Below are 14,908 nucleotides of genomic sequence, written 5' to 3'. Positions count from 1 at the left end.
GCCCAGGTGGCGGAATTGGTAGACGCGCACGGTTCAGGTCCGTGTGCCGCAAGGTGTGGAGGTTCGAGTCCTCTCCTGGGCACCACGGAATTTAAATCGGATCCGCTTTCGAGCGGGCCTGATAAGCAAAGTAGCTGATAAGCAAAGCAGTAAAGACAGTGAAAGATGTGAAGTACGAAAGTGCTTCCCAGTGCCCAGGTGGCGGAATTGGTAGACGCGCACGGTTCAGGTCCGTGTGCCGCAAGGTGTGGAGGTTCGAGTCCTCTCCTGGGCACCACGGAATTTAAATCGGATCCGCTTTCGAGCGGGCCTGATAAGCAAAGTAGCTGATAAGCAAAGCAGTAAAGACAGTGAAAGATGTGAAGTACGAAAGTGCTTCCCAGTGCCCAGGTGGCGGAATTGGTAGACGCGCACGGTTCAGGTCCGTGTGCCGCAAGGTGTGGAGGTTCGAGTCCTCTCCTGGGCACCACGGAATTTAAATCGGATCCGCTTTCGAGCGGGCCTGATAAGCAAAGTAGCTGATAAGCAAAGCAGTAAAGACAGTGAAAGATGTGAAGTACGAAAGTGCTTCCCAGTGCCCAGGTGGCGGAATTGGTAGACGCGCACGGTTCAGGTCCGTGTGCCGCAAGGTGTGGAGGTTCGAGTCCTCTCCTGGGCACCACCCGCATATAAGTCGGATCAGCAGCAGGCTGGTTTGATAGCAAGGCTGAAAGCCCCGAAAATCGAAAGAGATTCGGGGCTTTTGCTTTGCGCGCCACGAGCGCGATGCACGCGCCCGCCATTACCCCCGACATTATTAATACCGGACCTTGCCCCGCCCTGCCGCCGGCCTCAACGCCACGGCACTTTGCGCTGCAAATGGTGACGCGCATAAAGGTCTTCGCCCATGCCTTCGATCTGCCCGTCGATCAAGGCCTCAAAAGGCCGGAGCAAGGCGTCGGCCCGCATCGGGGCCTCGATCGCGTTCAACGCGTGCGTGACGGCTTCGATCGTGGACAGCGCGCCCGGGATATCGGCGTGACGCACGCGGTAGCGCGTTTTCAGCCCCTCGGGCAGCATCACGCGCGGCAACGCCGCAAGCTCGGGATTGATATGCAGGAGTTTCCGCGCATGCCCCCATGTTCCGTCCGGCACGATCAAGAGAATCGGCTCGTCCAGATCCTGGCCATAGCCCGGGTTCAAGGTCTCGGCGGCGGGACCCGGGAATAACAGGCGCGGCGCGTAGCCGGGCTGGGCCCAATCCGCGGACGAAAAGCGTTCGCCCACCACGCGCCGCGCGCCGGCCAGCCCCAGCACGGCCAACCTGGCCGTGTTCAGCGCATGGCGCGATTCGCTGGGGTGCTGCAGGACCACGACGCGAGTGCGGCACGACAAGGAAGGGATGAGCGCGCACAGGCAGTGCGACTCGGGACGCAGGCAACGCGTACAAAGGGAACGGGACATGGGGCGACACTATATCGAAACCGGCCCGCTTAAAAAAACGCGGAAAGACCAAAAATATCCGCCATTACTTGCACGCCACAAAAAAAGTATGCATAATCTCGTTTCTCTGCTGCTGAACAAGAAACGAAGCGAAAGCGACGCAACAAGTGAAGCACCAGCGCCCAGGTGGCGGAATTGGTAGACGCGCACGGTTCAGGTCCGTGTGCCGCAAGGTGTGGAGGTTCGAGTCCTCTCCTGGGCACCAATTATTACATCACGAGGTACCTGTCGTGATGCGCCAAGAAGAACCCCGATCGTGCAAACGACCGGGGTTTTTTCTTTTCCGGCCCCGGCGATACCGGGGCGCTGCGCCGCCCTACTTCAGCACCCGCGTCATCACCACGTGCGGGATACCCGCTTCGACGAATTCCTCGCCCTCGACGGCAAAGCCGTGCGCCTCGTAGAATCCGGCGGCGTGGGTTTGGGCGTGCAGCACCAGCATGCGGTGGCCGTCGCCGTGACCTTGCCCGATCAAGGCGTCCAGCAACTGCCCGCCCACGCCCATGCCGCGCGCTTTCTTGTGCACCGCCATGCGGCCGATGTGGCCGTCTGGCAGCAGCCGGCCCGTGCCCATCGGCGTGCCGTCCGGACCATAAGCCACGGCATGCACCGACACGGCGTCGTCGTCGTCCAGCTCGATCTCGGGCGGCACTCGTTGTTCGACGACGAATACCTCGTAGCGGACCGAATACGCGTCTTCGCGCAGCCGGTCCCACGTACCCAAAGCGATACGCACCGTAGATTGCTTGTTGGTCGACATCTCCGTTCCCTCGCGTGCAGCAGATCAATAACAAATATCCTACGCCGCATTCTCTCAGGGATGGCGGCCACGCGAAAAGGGGTACGATCGCGGCTTACCCACGTTGCCCAGGCACGACATGACGCCCTCTGCCCCACCGGCTTGGCTGAAAGCCGCACCCGCGCTTTTCCTATTGTTGTGGTCCAGTGGATTCGTCGTGCTCAAGATCGGGCTGACCTACGCCGATCCCATGACCTTCCTGGCGGTCCGGTACGCCTGCGTCGTGCTCATCCTGCTGCCCTTCATGCTTGTCCTGCGCCCGCCCCTGCCGCGCGGCGCCAGCGCATGGGGCCACCTGGCGATGGTGGGGCTGCTGTTGCAGGCCGGCTACTTCTGCTTCACCTATCTGTCGTTGAAGCAAGGCATGTCGGCGGGCGGCATGGCGCTGATCGCCTCGCTGCAGCCGATTTTGATCGGACTGCTGGCGCCGCTGATCGCGCACGAACGCGTCGATGCCCGACGGTGGGCCGGCTTGGGCCTGGGGGTGGCGGGCGCGGGGCTCGTCATCGTCGCCAAGGCGTCCATCGATGTGCTGGCGCCGCTGGGATTGCTGTTCGCCGTGGCGGCGCTGCTGTGCATCACGGGCGGCACCCTTTATGAAAAACGCTATGGCGCGCAAACGCACCCGGTCACATCCAATCTGGTGCAGTACGCGGTCGGGCTGGCCGTGTCGGCGCCGCTGGCTTTCTGGCTGGAACCGATGCGCATCGAATGGACGGGCCCGCTGCTGGCAGCGTTGGCCTATCTGGTGGTGGGCAATTCGCTGGTCGCCATCACCCTGCTGCTGACCATGATCCGGCATGGCGAAGCGTCGCGGGTGTCGGCGCTGTTCTTCCTGGTGCCACCCTGCACGGCCATCTTCGCCTTGATCGCCCTGGGCGAGTCCATCCCGATGCTGGCCTGGCTCGGCATGGCGCTGGCCGCCATCGGCATTCTGCTTGTCACCCGCAGCGCGCGGGCGCCGCAAGTAGAATAGGCGCCTTCCCGCGCCCCTGGCCTGCCCGCACCGTCGCCCATGAATGCCGTCGTTACCGCCGCCCTGCCAGTCTTTGCGCTGATCCTGACCGGCTGGCTGGCCGCCCGCCGCAATCTGCTGGGCCCGGGCGCGACCGATGCGCTGAACCGCTATGTGGTGTACCTGTCCCTGCCCGCCTTGCTGTTTCGTGCCATGACGCAGGTGGACCTGGCGCATATGGCGCACTGGGGCTTCGTCGGCGCGTTCGCGGGCGGCATCGCGGTCACCTTCCTGGTGTCGTTCCTGCCGGGACGCGGCGGCCGGCGCACGCTGACCGACCGAAGCATCGAGGGCCTGGCCGCCTCCTATGCCAATGCCGGGTATATGGGCATCCCCCTCTGCCTGGCGCTGTTCGGCGCAGAAAGCCTGGCGCCTGCCGCTTTCACCACCCTGCTGACCGCCAGCGTCCTGTTCGGCGTCGCCATCGCGATGATCGAATTCGACCGCCAGCAAACGCCCAACGTGGCGGCCACCCTGCTCAAGGTCGGCCGCGCACTGTTGCGCAACCCCCTGCTGGCGGCGCCCATGCTGGGCCTGGCGTGGGCGTCGACCGGCGTGGCCCTGCCGGAAGGCGTGGACCGCTACGTCGCGCTGCTGGGCGCATCGGCCAGCCCCTGTGCGCTGGTCACGATCGGGCTGTTCCTGGCGCAGACGGAAACGTCCACCGCGGGCCCCGGCGTGCTGCGCCTGGTGACGGGCAAGCTGCTGCTGCAGCCGGCCGTCACGGCGGTGCTGGCCTTTACCGTTTTTTCCATGCCGCCGCTATGGGCCTGGACCGCCGTACTGATGAGCGCGCTGCCGATCGGCACGGGCCCTTTCATGCTGGCTAAGATGTATGGCCGCGACGCCCGCGTGACATCGCGCGCCATCCTTGTATCCACCGTGGCGTCGGTACTGACGGTCAGCCTGCTGGTCGCCTGGATCAACGCCCATCCCCTTTCCTGACCGCTTTCCATGCTGCTTGCCGCCTCTATTTTCATCCTGACCATCACGCTCGTGATCTGGCAGCCCAAGGGGCTGTCGATCGGCTGGAGCGCCGTGATCGGCGCGGGCCTGGCCCTTGCGACGGGCGTGGTCCACGTGGCCGACATCGCCGATGTGTGGCACATCGTCTGGAACGCCACCGCCACCTTCATCGCCATTATCGTCACCAGCCTGATCCTGGACGAGGCGGGCTTCTTTGAGTGGTCGGCGCTGCATGTCGCCCGCTGGGGAGGCGGGCGCGGACGCCTGTTGTTCGTGCTGATCGTGCTGCTGGGCGCCGCGGTGTCGGCGCTGTTCGCCAACGACGGCGCCGCGCTGATCCTGACGCCCATCGTCATGGAAATGCTATTGGCGCTGGGCTTCGGCCCGGGCGCCTCGCTGGCCTTCGTGATGGCCGCGGGGTTCATTGCCGATACGGGCAGCATCGCGCTGATCGTGTCGAATCTGGTGAACATCGTATCGGCGGATTTCTTCGGCATCGGCTTCGGTGAATACGCGTCCGTGATGCTGCCGGTCAACCTGATGGCCGTCGCGTCCACGCTGGCCGTCCTGCTGCTGTTCTTCCACAAGAGCATCCCGCCCCGCTACGACGTGAGCCAACTGCCGGCGCCTGCCTCGGCCATCCGCGATCCGATCACGTTCCGCGCGGGCTGGATCGTGCTGGCGCTGCTGTTGACCGGCTTCTTCGTGCTGGAACCCATGGGCATCCCAGTCAGCGCGATCGCCGCCGCCGGCGCCGTGGGCCTGCTGGTGATCGCCGGACGGCAGCATGTCGTGGGCACGCGGAAGATCATGCGCGAGGCCCCCTGGCACATCGTGATCTTCTCGCTGGGCATGTACCTGGTCGTGTATGGCTTGCGCAACGCCGGCCTGACGGCGCATCTGGCGCAGGTGCTGGACCGCTGCGCCGAATACGGCTTGTGGGGCGCCGCGATGGGCACTGGCCTGATCACGGCATTCCTGTCGTCCATCATGAACAACCTGCCGACCGTGCTGATCGGCGCGCTGTCGATCGCGGACACCAGCGCCACGGGCCCCCTCAAGGACGCGATGATCTACGCCAACATCATCGGCAGCGACCTGGGGCCCAAGATCACGCCGATCGGCAGCCTGGCCACGCTTCTCTGGCTGCATGTGCTGGCGCGCAAAGGCTTGCGGATCACGTGGGGATACTACTTCAAAGTAGGTATTGTTCTGACGCTGCCGGTACTGCTGCTGACGCTGGCCGCGCTCGTGTGGCGGCTGCAGTCGTAACGCAGCGTGGCGCAGCCGCTCGCTGCTTTTATATAACCAATAGTTATTAATGAAGCACTAATTGATGGTTTGAGGGCGTTAAGGCCCGGCCTTACACTTCCAACATTCCGACGGGCGCCCCATATGCGCCCGTTTGCATTGACGATTCAGATCCCACCGGGACACCCCCCATGAGCTCCAACGCCTCGACCCTGCCCCTGCCCTCGGCCCTGCCACCCATCCGCATCAACCGCGCGCCGCTCTGGATCGCGCTGCTGCTGTTGCTGGCCGGCGCGCTGTATTTGAACCAGACCGTCAGCTGGCGCCAGGGCGCCTTGTGGGTGGTCGGCGCGCTGCTGGGCGTAACGCTCTATCACTCCTCGTTCGGCTTCACGCAAGCCTGGCGCGTCTTCGTGTCCGACCGCCGCGGTGCGGGCCTGCGCGCGCAGATGCTCATGCTGGGCGTTGGCGTGCTGCTGTTCTTCCCGTTCCTGGCGTCCGGTTCGCTCTTCGGCCAACCCGTCGCGGGGCTGGTATCGCCGCCGGGCGTGTCGGTCGTGTTGGGCGCCTTCCTGTTCGGCATCGGCATGCAGCTGGGCGGCGGCTGCGCGTCGGGCACGTTGTTCGCGGTGGGCGGCGGCAACACCCGCATGCTGGTCACGCTGCTGTTCTTCATCATCGGGTCCGTGGTCGCCACCGCCAATTTCGGCTGGTGGTCCACCTTGCCGGCGCTGGCGCCGACGTCGCTGATCAAGACCTGGGGCCTGGCACCCGCGCTGATCGCCAACCTGGCGGTGTTCGCGCTGATTGCCTGGGGCGCCACCGCGCTTGAGAAGCGCCGCCACGGCCACGTGATCTCGTTTGCGTCGCGCACCGCGCGGCCCGTCTCGCTGCTGCAAGGTCCGTGGCCGCTGATCTGGGGCGGCGTGGCGCTGGTGGTATTGAACTTCGCGACGCTGGCGCTGGCCGGCCGCCCGTGGGGCATCACGTCGGCCTTCGCGCTGTGGGGCGCCAAGGCCTGGAACTCGGTCGCCGGCGACGTGGCCACCTGGACCTACTGGAGCAAGCAGCCCGCGCTGGCCGCGCCGCTGCGCCAGGACGTCACGACGGTCATGGACATCGGCCTGATGCTGGGCGCGCTTGCCGCCGCCAGCGTGGCCGGCAAGTTCGCGCCCATCTGGAAAGTGCCGGCGCGTTCGCTGGCCGGCGCGGTCATCGGCGGTCTGCTGCTGGGCTATGGCGCCCGCCTGGCCTTCGGCTGCAACATCGGCGCCTACTTCAGCGGCATCCTGTCGGGCAGCCTGCATGCGTGGATCTGGTTGCCGGCCGCCTTCGCAGGCAGCGCGCTGGGTGTCCGGCTGCGCCCGGCCTTCGGGCTGGCGGTCGAAAAGACGCCGCCCCCTTCCAGCTGCTGACATCGACTACCGGAAAACAGTGTTCCAGGAATGGCCCCCGATTTAGGGGGCTTTCTTTTTTTCTGGCGGTTCAGCTGGTGTATGGTTGCTGCATTCCGCGACACGGAGAGGACTATGAGCTGGATTGTCGGCCGCTATACGGCCTTTATTTTGACCCTGGCGGGCGCGGCGGTTACCGCTGTCCTGGCGGTTACCAGCTCGCTCTGGTGGCTATGGGCTGCCGTCCCGCTTGCGCTGCTCGGCGCCCTGGGCGTCTATGACCTGATCCAGACCCGCCACGCCATCCGGCGCAATTACCCCGTCCTGGGCAACCTGCGCTTCCTGTTCGAGTTCATTCGCCCCGAGATCCGCCAGTACTTCCTGGAAGACGACACGCAGGCCGCGCCGTTCTCGCGCGCGCAACGCTCCATCGTGTACCAGCGCGCCAAGCGCGAAATCGACAAGCGCCCCTTCGGCACGCAGGAAGACGTCTACGGCGACCGCTACGAATGGATCAACCATTCCATGTCGCCCTCGCACATCAACGACACGGACTTTCGCGTCACCGTTGGCGGCCCGGACTGCAAGCAACCGTATTCCATGTCGGCGTTCAACGTGTCGGCCATGAGCTTTGGCGCCTTGTCGGCCAACGCCATCCTGGCCCTGAACGAGGGCGCGCGCCAGGGCGACTTCGCGCACGACACGGGCGAAGGCGGCATCAGCCGCTATCACCGCCAGCCGGGCGGCAGCCTGGTGTGGAACATCGGTTCGGGCTACTTCGGCTGCCGCGATGAGCATGGCGCGTTCTCTGAAGAAGCCTTCGTCAAGAACGCCTGTACGCCGCAGGTGAAGATGATCGAAATCAAGCTGTCCCAAGGCGCCAAGCCGGGGCACGGCGGCATCCTGCCCGCAGGCAAGGTCACGCCCGAGATCGCGGAAGCGCGCGGCGTGGCCGCCTGGCAGGACTGCAATTCACCGGCCAGCCACTCTGCCTTCGACACGCCTATCGGACTGATGAAGTTCGTGGCCCGATTGCGCGAACTTTCCGGCGGCAAGCCGGTGGGCTTCAAGTTCTGCGTGGGCCACCCATGGGAGTGGTTCGCCATCGTGAAGGCCATGCTGGAAACCGGCATCACGCCGGACTTCATCGTAGTGGATGGCGCGGAAGGCGGCACCGGCGCGGCGCCGGTCGAATTCGTCGACCATGTCGGCACGCCGTTGCGCGAAGCCCTGCGCCTGGTGCACAACACGTTGATCGGCGTGAACCTGCGTGACCGCATCAAGCTGGGTGCGTCGGGCAAGATCATCACCGCGTTCGACATGGCGCGCGTCATGGCGATGGGCGCCGACTGGTGCAACGCCGCGCGCGGCTTCATGTTCGCCATCGGCTGCATCCAGGCACAGGCCTGCCATACGGGAAAATGCCCCACCGGCGTCACAACGCAAGACCCCATGCGCCAACGTGCGCTGGTCGTGCCGGACAAGGCGCAGCGCGTGACGTACTTCCACAGCAACACGCTGCACGCGTTGGCCGAACTGCTGGCCGCCGCGGGGCTCACGCATCCCAACCAGCTGCGCCCCCACCATATCGCGCGCCGCATCTCTTCCAGCGAAATCCGGCTGCTCTCGGCGCTGTTCCCCGAATTGGCGCCCGGTGAACTGCTGCGCGGCGAATTCCGCCACCAGGTATTCCGGGTGGGCTGGGCCATGGCGCAGGCGCAATCATTCCAACCCACGCGCGACATCACGACGGCGCTGGCCGAGCAACACGTCTAGTCCCGCCGCACGCAAATACCGGCGCGGAAGCTCGGACGCTACAACCAGCGTTCGAACATCCGCGAGAAGGACTCCATGAAGCGGTCGTCGACGCCTCGGTTGCTCCAATCTTCCGGCGTGATCTGAACCGAATCGGCCACATCACGCTGGAACAGGGCTTCCATTTCCGCGGCGAATTCCGGTCCCAGCACCACGGCGTTGATTTCATAGTTCAGCGCGAAACTACGCCAGTCCATATTGCTGGAACCCACGGTGGACCATACGCCGTCGACAACCGCCGTCTTGGCATGCAGCAATGCGTCGCGCCGTTCGTAGAGCTTCACGCCGGCGCGCAGCAAGTCCGTGTAGTGGGATCGCCCCGCATTGAACACCAGGGACGAATCGCTAAAACCCGGCAGCACCAGCACCACGTCCACGCCGCGCCGTGCGGCATCGCAAAGCACGTCGATGAATGCCGGATCGGGCACGAAATACGCCATCGTGATGTGGATGGATTTCTGCGCGCTTTCAAACGCGGACATCAGCGTCAGGTAAACCGTATAGCCGTCGCTGCGGTCGGGCTGGTTGGCCAGGATGCGCACGCGGGTCTCGCCAGCCGGCGGCGCGACATGCTCGCCGCCGCCGGCCAGCGGCTCGTCGGCCTGCGACGCCCAGGCCGCCTGGATGATCTGTTCCAACTGTGCCACCGCCGGGCCTTCGATGCGCAGGTGCGTATCGCGCCATGGGGCCGCCTTCGCGTCGCCCGCCGTGTCGCCGTCGGCGTTCCCGGTATTTTTTTCCTTCGCAGGGCCCGAACCTGACATAGAGCCTGACCCAGACCCGGACCCAGACCCCGGCGATGACTCGTACACGCTGCTGACGTTGATGCCGCCCAGATAGCCCACCTTGCCGTCCACCACCAAGACCTTGCGGTGATTGCGCTGGTTCGGCGACCATCCGGCGCGAGCATTGGCCGGATTGACGGGATTGAACACCGCCACCTGCACACCCGCATCGCGCAGCCGCTGGAACAGCGCATCGGGGGTCTTGATCGTGCCCACGGCGTCCACCATCAACGCCACGTCGGCCCCTCGGTTGCGCGCCGCGATCAGGGCGTCGGCGAACCGCGCGCCTTCGGCATCATCGTCGAAAATATAGGTTTCCATGTGCACGTAGCGGCGAGCCTTCCCGATAGTCTGCAACATGGCCTGGTAGGTGCTGGGGCCGTCGGCCAACAAGCGGACACGATTGCCCGCCACCAGCGGCGCGCCGCTGACGGCCTGTTCGACGGCCAGATGGCGCGCCAGGAAATCGTCCTTGGGAGTTTGAGGATCTGCCGCGATGCCTTGACCGCGGCGATAACTGTCACGGGCCGCGTCGGCGGAAAGGCCTGCTTGCGCTTCGCGCGCCTTGCGTTCTTGCGCATCGGGCACGCTGGCGCATGCCGCGACCATCGCCGTGGCGCAAGCCAGCAGCAGCGCCTGCGCCCAGCGGCGGACGCAGGGCAACCATGAAGCCCGCCCTGGCCCCGATCCGCTAGCGCCCGGGGCGGGCGCCGGAAGCGGTTCTGGCGGCTTCATGGCAAAACGGCTTAGCGCCTGCCGCCCGCCACCAGGCAGCCCAGCAGCGCACCGACCAATGCGGCCACGCCAACGGACTTCCAGGCGTTTTCGTGCACGTATTCGTCGGCATAGGCCGTGGCGCGACGGGCTCGTTCACGCGCAGCGCCCTCCCAGTCACCCGCATGATCGCGGGCATCCGCCAATTGCTGCTTCAGGCGGGCGCGGGCGGATTCGATTTCGGAGCCGGTATAGGAAGCCGTCGAACGCAGGAGGTCTTCCGTGCCGGCAAGCAGCTCATGGAAGCTGTCGTTGACCCGATCGCGGTGCAAAGCCATCTCGGCGCGTTGGTGCTTTCGATTCATAGTCGCTCCTTTTGAAGGTATTGGGCCTTCCGGCGTGCCGGTGTCCTGACGCGGTTGCGCCATGCAGCGCCACGCGGTCGACCATATGTTCATTGTGCCGATCATTCGCGGATGCTGCCCGAGCTTTCGCAACCAGCCGTAATTCGATATTTCAGCGGACCGAAACTTGCTGAACGAACCCGGGGATTCGTCGCACCTCAATGGACGCGGCGCTCCCGATTTCGTAAAAGTCCATTGCATTCAGCGGCTTAGCGCTTGACAGCGGAACCCACCCCACCGCAACAATAGCTCTTTGCAATGCGCTTCAATCGCCTCAAAAAAGGAAGAGAACGCATGGTTTCCCCTTCAGCAGTGCTTGCTCACACCGCGCAGGAATATCAGGCGCGCCCCTCCCCGGCCCTCAGCGCCGAACAGGCCGAGTTGCGCGACGGCCTGCTGGACCATCCCGCCCATATCGACCCCAAGTTCCTGTACGACGCGCTGGGTTCGTCGCTTTTCACCGCCATTACCCAACTGCCCGAGTACTACCCCACGCGTTGCGAAGCCGAGATCTTCCAACGCCATGGCGAAGACATTGCGCGGCATATCGGCCCGGTGCAATCCATGATCGATCTGGGCGCGGGCGATTGCGTCAAGGCCGAGCGTCTCTTCGCCAGCCTGCGTCCAAGGCACTATGTTCCGATCGATATCTCCGCCGACTACCTGCAGACGGCCGTGCGCCGCTTGCAGTTGTCCTATCCAGACCTGCGCGTGACCGCGATCGGCCAGGACTTTTCTCAAGCGCTGGCGGTGCCCCCGGAAGTCCCCGCCGAAGAGCGGCTGTTCTTCTACCCGGGCTCCAGCATCGGTAACCTCAATCCCGACGATGCCCATGCGATGCTGCAGCGCATCCGCGCCCAATGCCATGGCGGCGGCCTGCTGGTGGGCGTGGACCGCGTCAAACCCAGGCAGGTCCTGGAACCGGCTTATGACGATGCGCTGCATCTGACCGCGGCCTTCAACCTGAACCTGCTGCGCCATGTCAACGATGTACTGGACGCCGACTTCGATGTGAACGACTGGCAGCACGTCGCGCTGTTCAACGCCACCTGTTCCCGCGTCGAAATGCACCTGGAAGCGCAACGCGCGCTGCGCGTGACGTGGCCTGGCGGCGAACGCGACTTCAGTCCCGGCGAACGCATCCACACCGAGAATTCCTACAAGTTCACGCCCCAGGCCTTTTCCGACCTGCTGCAAAGCGCGGGGTATCGCGACGTTGCGCACTGGTCGGATTCACGCGGCTGGTTTTCGGTATTCAGCGCCCGCGCCTGACGCGGACGGCCCATCAACGCCACTGGAGGATCGCCATGGAACCTGCCTGCCTGCTGACTCACCCCGCCACCGGACCGTATGCCAGCGGACAGGCCGGCCAGCACGACCGCTATGACGCCGTGCGAACCACCAGCACGGCGCTGGCGGCGCCGCTGAGCCCCGAAGATTGCCAGGTGCAATCGATGCCCGATTGCAGTCCGGTCAAATGGCATCTTGCGCACACCACCTGGTTCTTCGAGACCTTCCTGCTGACGCAATTCCATCCGCCCTATACGATGTTCCACCCGCAGTACCGGGTGCTGTTCAACTCCTATTACAACGCGATCGGCGCCAAGCATCCGCGCCCGCAGCGCGGCCTGCTATCGCGCCCTTCGCTTGCCGACGTGCTGCACTATCGCCAGCACGTGGACAGCGCCATGCACGATCTGATCTCGCGCCTGGGCGGCAACGACCCGGACTTCGACGCCTTGCTGGAACTGGGACTGAACCACGAGCAGCAGCATCAGGAACTGATCCTGACCGACGTCAAGCACATGCTCTCGGCCAACCCGCTGAAGCCTGCGTACGTCGTCGGCGGCTCTCCCGCCCTGCCCCCCGGGACACCGGCCGGCTGGACGCGCTATGGCGGCGGTATCACCCGCATCGGCCACGATGGCCGCGGGTTCGGCTTCGACAACGAAGGGCCCGCCCACGAGGTGCTGCTGGCGCCGTTCCACCTGGCCGACCGCCTGGTCACGCAGCACGAATTCCTGGCCTTCATCCGGGACGGCGGATACAAGCGGCCCGAGCTCTGGCTGTCGGCCGGGTGGGATCGCGTCTGCGCCGAAGGCTGGCGCGCGCCCCTGTACTGGGAAGGCCAGCGCGACGACTGGCGCGTGTTCACGCTGCGCGGCATGCAGGAACTGGAATTGCAGGCGCCCGTCACCCATGTCAGCTACTTCGAGGCCGATGCGTACGCGCGCTGGGCCCGGGTGCGCTTGCCGCGCGAAGCGGAATGGGAACATGCCGCCCGCCAGTTGGCCGACCCGGTCTTCCCCGGCCGCGCCAACATGCTGGAGAACGGTCACCTGGACCCGCGCCCCGCCCCCGCCCGCAACGGTTCGGGCGGCCCCGTGCAGCTCTTTGGCGACGCCTGGGAATGGACCGCAAGCGCCTACGACGCCTATCCCGGCTTCAAGCCCGACGCCGGCGCCGTCGGCGAATACAACGGCAAGTTCATGTGCAACCAGTACGTGCTGCGCGGCGGCTCTTGCGCCACGCCGCGCGACCATGTTCGCGCCAGCTACCGCAATTTCTTCCCGCCCGAAGCCCGCTGGCAATTCTCCGGCATCCGACTGGCGCGGGACGCCTGACCTACCGTTCAATTTTTTGCCCGCCCCCCCGCTTGCATGGCAAAAAAGTTTCGTGCTAGAATTTCGTTCTTCGTTGCTCAGCGCTACTAAACAAGCACTGAAAAACGGGAAAGCAAGACAAGCAGCAAGGCAAAAAGCAAGAAAAGGAATGGCGCATTAGCTCAGCCGGTTAGAGCGACGGAATCATAATCCGCAGGTCCCCTGTTCGAATCAGGGATGCGCCACCAAGAATTCAGAAAGGCCCTCACTTCGGTGAGGGCCTTTTGCATTGCGGGGATCGAGTGCAGCAAGAGCAGGCGTTCACCTGCACCCGACGGAACCGCACCAACCCAACTACACCCGGCGCAACGTGTCGCGGCGCTTGCCGCCCCAGGTCGCCGACAGGCTGGCGATAAAGGCGCCGATCAGCATCGACGCGAAGCCCCACAGCGCGAAGGCGGCCGCGGCCTTGCGAGCCTTGTCGGCGGCTTCCTTGGCCTTCTGCTTGGCGTCTTCCGCCGATTTCTTGGCATTGGCGATCGCTTGTTCGACGCGGCGCTGGGCGACGGCCGGCTCCGTGCCGGTTTGGGCGGCCACCACCTTCACGACATAGTCGCGGTCTTCGGGCGTCATGTCGCCACGGCCCAGGCTCATGGCCACGATGCGGCCCACTTCCGCTCGCGCGGCATTGCGGTCGCCGCTGGCCTCGGGGCGGTCCGAACGCAACAGCGTGTCGGTAAAGTACTCGGTCGCCTGGCCCATGCCGCCGCCGCTTGCGCCGGCCGCAGCCGTGGCCGTGGCCGCCGCGCCCGCTCCGGCCGCCACCGTCGCGCCCGTCTTGGCCGCGCCGGACACCACCGTGGCGATTGCCGAACCCAGCAGCGCGGCGCTGACCACCGCACTTAGCGCCCACACCAAAAAGCCGTGCGCCGTGTCTCTGAAATAGATCTCGTCCGAATGCACGTCCACCCATTTCGTGCGCAGGCGTCCGGCGACATAGCCGCCGATACCGTAGGACACGATCTGCGTGAACAGCATCCATCCGATGATGCCGATGCCCACCGCCGGCGCCGACATTCCCTCGTCGCCCCACGGCGATACCGACAGGAACCCCAAGCCGGTACCGCCGGCGAACAGCGCCAGCGAGAGCGCGGCGGCGATCACGGCGCCTGCGAACACGGCGGCCCAGGACACCGCCGAGACGGCGGACTCCTGGGCAAGCGCGGCCCCGCCGTAGGGTTGGCTCAATGAAGATGCGTTTTCCATGTTGATTCCTTGTTGATTGTCTTGTCTCGGCGGCCGCAGGTCATACCCGGACCGTTTCCGTTGCGGGAAACCGCAGCCCCGTCAATGCCAGAAAAGCGCTAGCAGGATGATGATGGGAATGGGCACGCCTAGCAGCCACAGCAGGATGGAACGCATATCGGACTCCTCATGGTTGTCATTGCAGAGCGGCAAGGCCGCTCAAGCCAGGTCGATGGCGCCGGGCAAACGCGGATCGGGCGCGGGCGGCGTCGGATCGTGGATCGGCGGGTCGTCGGGCGGCTGGTTCGGATCCGGCAACGGATCGTCGGGCGGAAGGTTGCCGGGTAGCGAGGGATCATCCGGCGGCAGGTCGTCAGGCAAGCCGGGCTCGCGATGCGGGAATTGGGTCATGGTTGGCTCCTCCGGCGCTAATCG

At 65.2% G+C, this 14,908-nt stretch carries 13 protein-coding genes and 6 tRNA genes; 13 read left to right on the top strand and 6 right to left on the bottom strand.

Going from position 1 to position 14,908, the window contains the following annotated elements:
• The 4 genes from ACE039_RS18005 (at position 1) to ACE039_RS17990 (ending at position 661) form a co-directional block, all read left to right on the top strand.
• A tRNA-Leu gene (locus ACE039_RS18005) sits at positions 1 to 85 on the top strand.
• A 107-nt stretch (positions 86 to 192) separates the two neighbouring features.
• A tRNA-Leu gene (locus tag ACE039_RS18000) sits at positions 193 to 277 on the top strand.
• Between the two features lie 107 nt (positions 278 to 384).
• Positions 385 to 469 (top strand) — tRNA-Leu (locus ACE039_RS17995).
• A gap of 107 nt (positions 470 to 576) precedes the next feature.
• Positions 577 to 661, top strand: a tRNA-Leu gene (locus ACE039_RS17990).
• 170 nt (positions 662 to 831) lie between these two features.
• On the opposite strand, the gene ACE039_RS17985 is transcribed toward ACE039_RS17990, so the two are convergent.
• Positions 832 to 1,443 (bottom strand): tRNA-uridine aminocarboxypropyltransferase, encoded by a 612-nt coding sequence (locus ACE039_RS17985; RefSeq protein ID WP_485822960.1) that lies wholly within the window; start codon positions 1,441 to 1,443, stop codon positions 832 to 834.
• Between the two features lie 159 nt (positions 1,444 to 1,602).
• On the opposite strand from ACE039_RS17985, the gene ACE039_RS17980 reads away from it, so the two are divergent.
• Positions 1,603 to 1,687, top strand: a tRNA-Leu gene (locus ACE039_RS17980).
• Between the two features lie 111 nt (positions 1,688 to 1,798).
• Here ACE039_RS17980 and ACE039_RS17975 read toward each other — a convergent pair.
• Entirely contained in the window at positions 1,799 to 2,242 is a 444-nt protein-coding gene (locus tag ACE039_RS17975; RefSeq protein WP_485822959.1) for a GNAT family N-acetyltransferase, read from the bottom strand.
• Between the two features lie 118 nt (positions 2,243 to 2,360).
• On the opposite strand from ACE039_RS17975, the gene ACE039_RS17970 reads away from it, so the two are divergent.
• The 5 genes from ACE039_RS17970 (at position 2,361) to ACE039_RS17950 (ending at position 8,683) form a co-directional block, all read left to right on the top strand.
• A complete protein-coding gene (locus tag ACE039_RS17970) occupies positions 2,361 to 3,257 on the top strand; it encodes a DMT family transporter (protein ID WP_485822958.1) in 897 nt (298 codons plus the stop codon).
• A 39-nt stretch (positions 3,258 to 3,296) separates the two neighbouring features.
• Positions 3,297 to 4,241 (top strand): AEC family transporter, encoded by a 945-nt coding sequence (locus ACE039_RS17965; protein WP_105558480.1) that lies wholly within the window; start codon positions 3,297 to 3,299, stop codon positions 4,239 to 4,241.
• 9 nt (positions 4,242 to 4,250) lie between these two features.
• Positions 4,251 to 5,534, top strand: a complete 1,284-nt coding sequence (locus ACE039_RS17960; RefSeq protein ID WP_485822957.1) for an arsenic transporter — start codon at positions 4,251 to 4,253, stop codon at positions 5,532 to 5,534.
• Between the two features lie 170 nt (positions 5,535 to 5,704).
• Positions 5,705 to 6,928 carry a YeeE/YedE family protein gene (locus ACE039_RS17955; protein ID WP_485822956.1) on the top strand — a complete coding sequence of 408 codons (1,224 nt, stop codon included), beginning with the start codon at positions 5,705 to 5,707 and terminating at the stop codon, positions 6,926 to 6,928.
• Between the two features lie 114 nt (positions 6,929 to 7,042).
• The gene (locus ACE039_RS17950; RefSeq protein WP_448708738.1) at positions 7,043 to 8,683 is read left to right on the top strand and encodes an FMN-binding glutamate synthase family protein; all 1,641 of its coding nucleotides are present in this window, start codon (positions 7,043 to 7,045) and stop codon (positions 8,681 to 8,683) included.
• Positions 8,684 to 8,721: 38 nt separating this feature from the next.
• On the opposite strand, the gene ACE039_RS17945 is transcribed toward ACE039_RS17950, so the two are convergent.
• Together ACE039_RS17945 and ACE039_RS17940 are read right to left on the bottom strand one after the other, a co-directional pair.
• Positions 8,722 to 10,116, bottom strand: a complete 1,395-nt coding sequence (locus tag ACE039_RS17945; protein ID WP_485822962.1) for a phospholipase D-like domain-containing protein — start codon at positions 10,114 to 10,116, stop codon at positions 8,722 to 8,724.
• A gap of 137 nt (positions 10,117 to 10,253) precedes the next feature.
• Positions 10,254 to 10,586: an ElaB/YgaM/YqjD family protein gene (locus tag ACE039_RS17940; protein WP_105558476.1), complete on the bottom strand. Its 333-nt coding sequence runs from the start codon at positions 10,584 to 10,586 to the stop codon at positions 10,254 to 10,256.
• A 333-nt stretch (positions 10,587 to 10,919) separates the two neighbouring features.
• Between ACE039_RS17940 and egtD the strand changes: the two genes are divergently transcribed.
• The 3 genes from egtD (at position 10,920) to ACE039_RS17925 (ending at position 13,476) form a co-directional block, all read left to right on the top strand.
• Entirely contained in the window at positions 10,920 to 11,897 is a 978-nt protein-coding gene (egtD, locus tag ACE039_RS17935; RefSeq protein WP_448708737.1) for an L-histidine N(alpha)-methyltransferase, read from the top strand.
• A gap of 35 nt (positions 11,898 to 11,932) precedes the next feature.
• Complete coding sequence (egtB, locus tag ACE039_RS17930; RefSeq protein WP_105558474.1) at positions 11,933 to 13,249, top strand: ergothioneine biosynthesis protein EgtB; 1,317 nt, start codon at positions 11,933 to 11,935, stop codon at positions 13,247 to 13,249.
• 150 nt (positions 13,250 to 13,399) lie between these two features.
• Positions 13,400 to 13,476 (top strand) — tRNA-Met (locus ACE039_RS17925).
• Positions 13,477 to 13,582: 106 nt separating this feature from the next.
• Here ACE039_RS17925 and ACE039_RS17920 read toward each other — a convergent pair.
• Both ACE039_RS17920 and ACE039_RS17915 read right to left on the bottom strand, forming a co-directional pair.
• The gene (locus ACE039_RS17920) at positions 13,583 to 14,494 is read right to left on the bottom strand and encodes a hypothetical protein (RefSeq protein ID WP_105558473.1); all 912 of its coding nucleotides are present in this window, start codon (positions 14,492 to 14,494) and stop codon (positions 13,583 to 13,585) included.
• A 198-nt stretch (positions 14,495 to 14,692) separates the two neighbouring features.
• Positions 14,693 to 14,884, bottom strand: coding sequence for a hypothetical protein (locus tag ACE039_RS17915; protein ID WP_310032451.1), 192 nt, complete (start codon positions 14,882 to 14,884; stop codon positions 14,693 to 14,695).
• Positions 14,885 to 14,908 lie beyond the last annotated feature (24 nt).

It is taken from the genome of Achromobacter maghribensis (assembly GCF_057334215.1).
The sequence above is the reverse complement of the archived record's forward strand: the minus strand, read 5'-3'. Positions and strand labels throughout refer to the sequence as shown.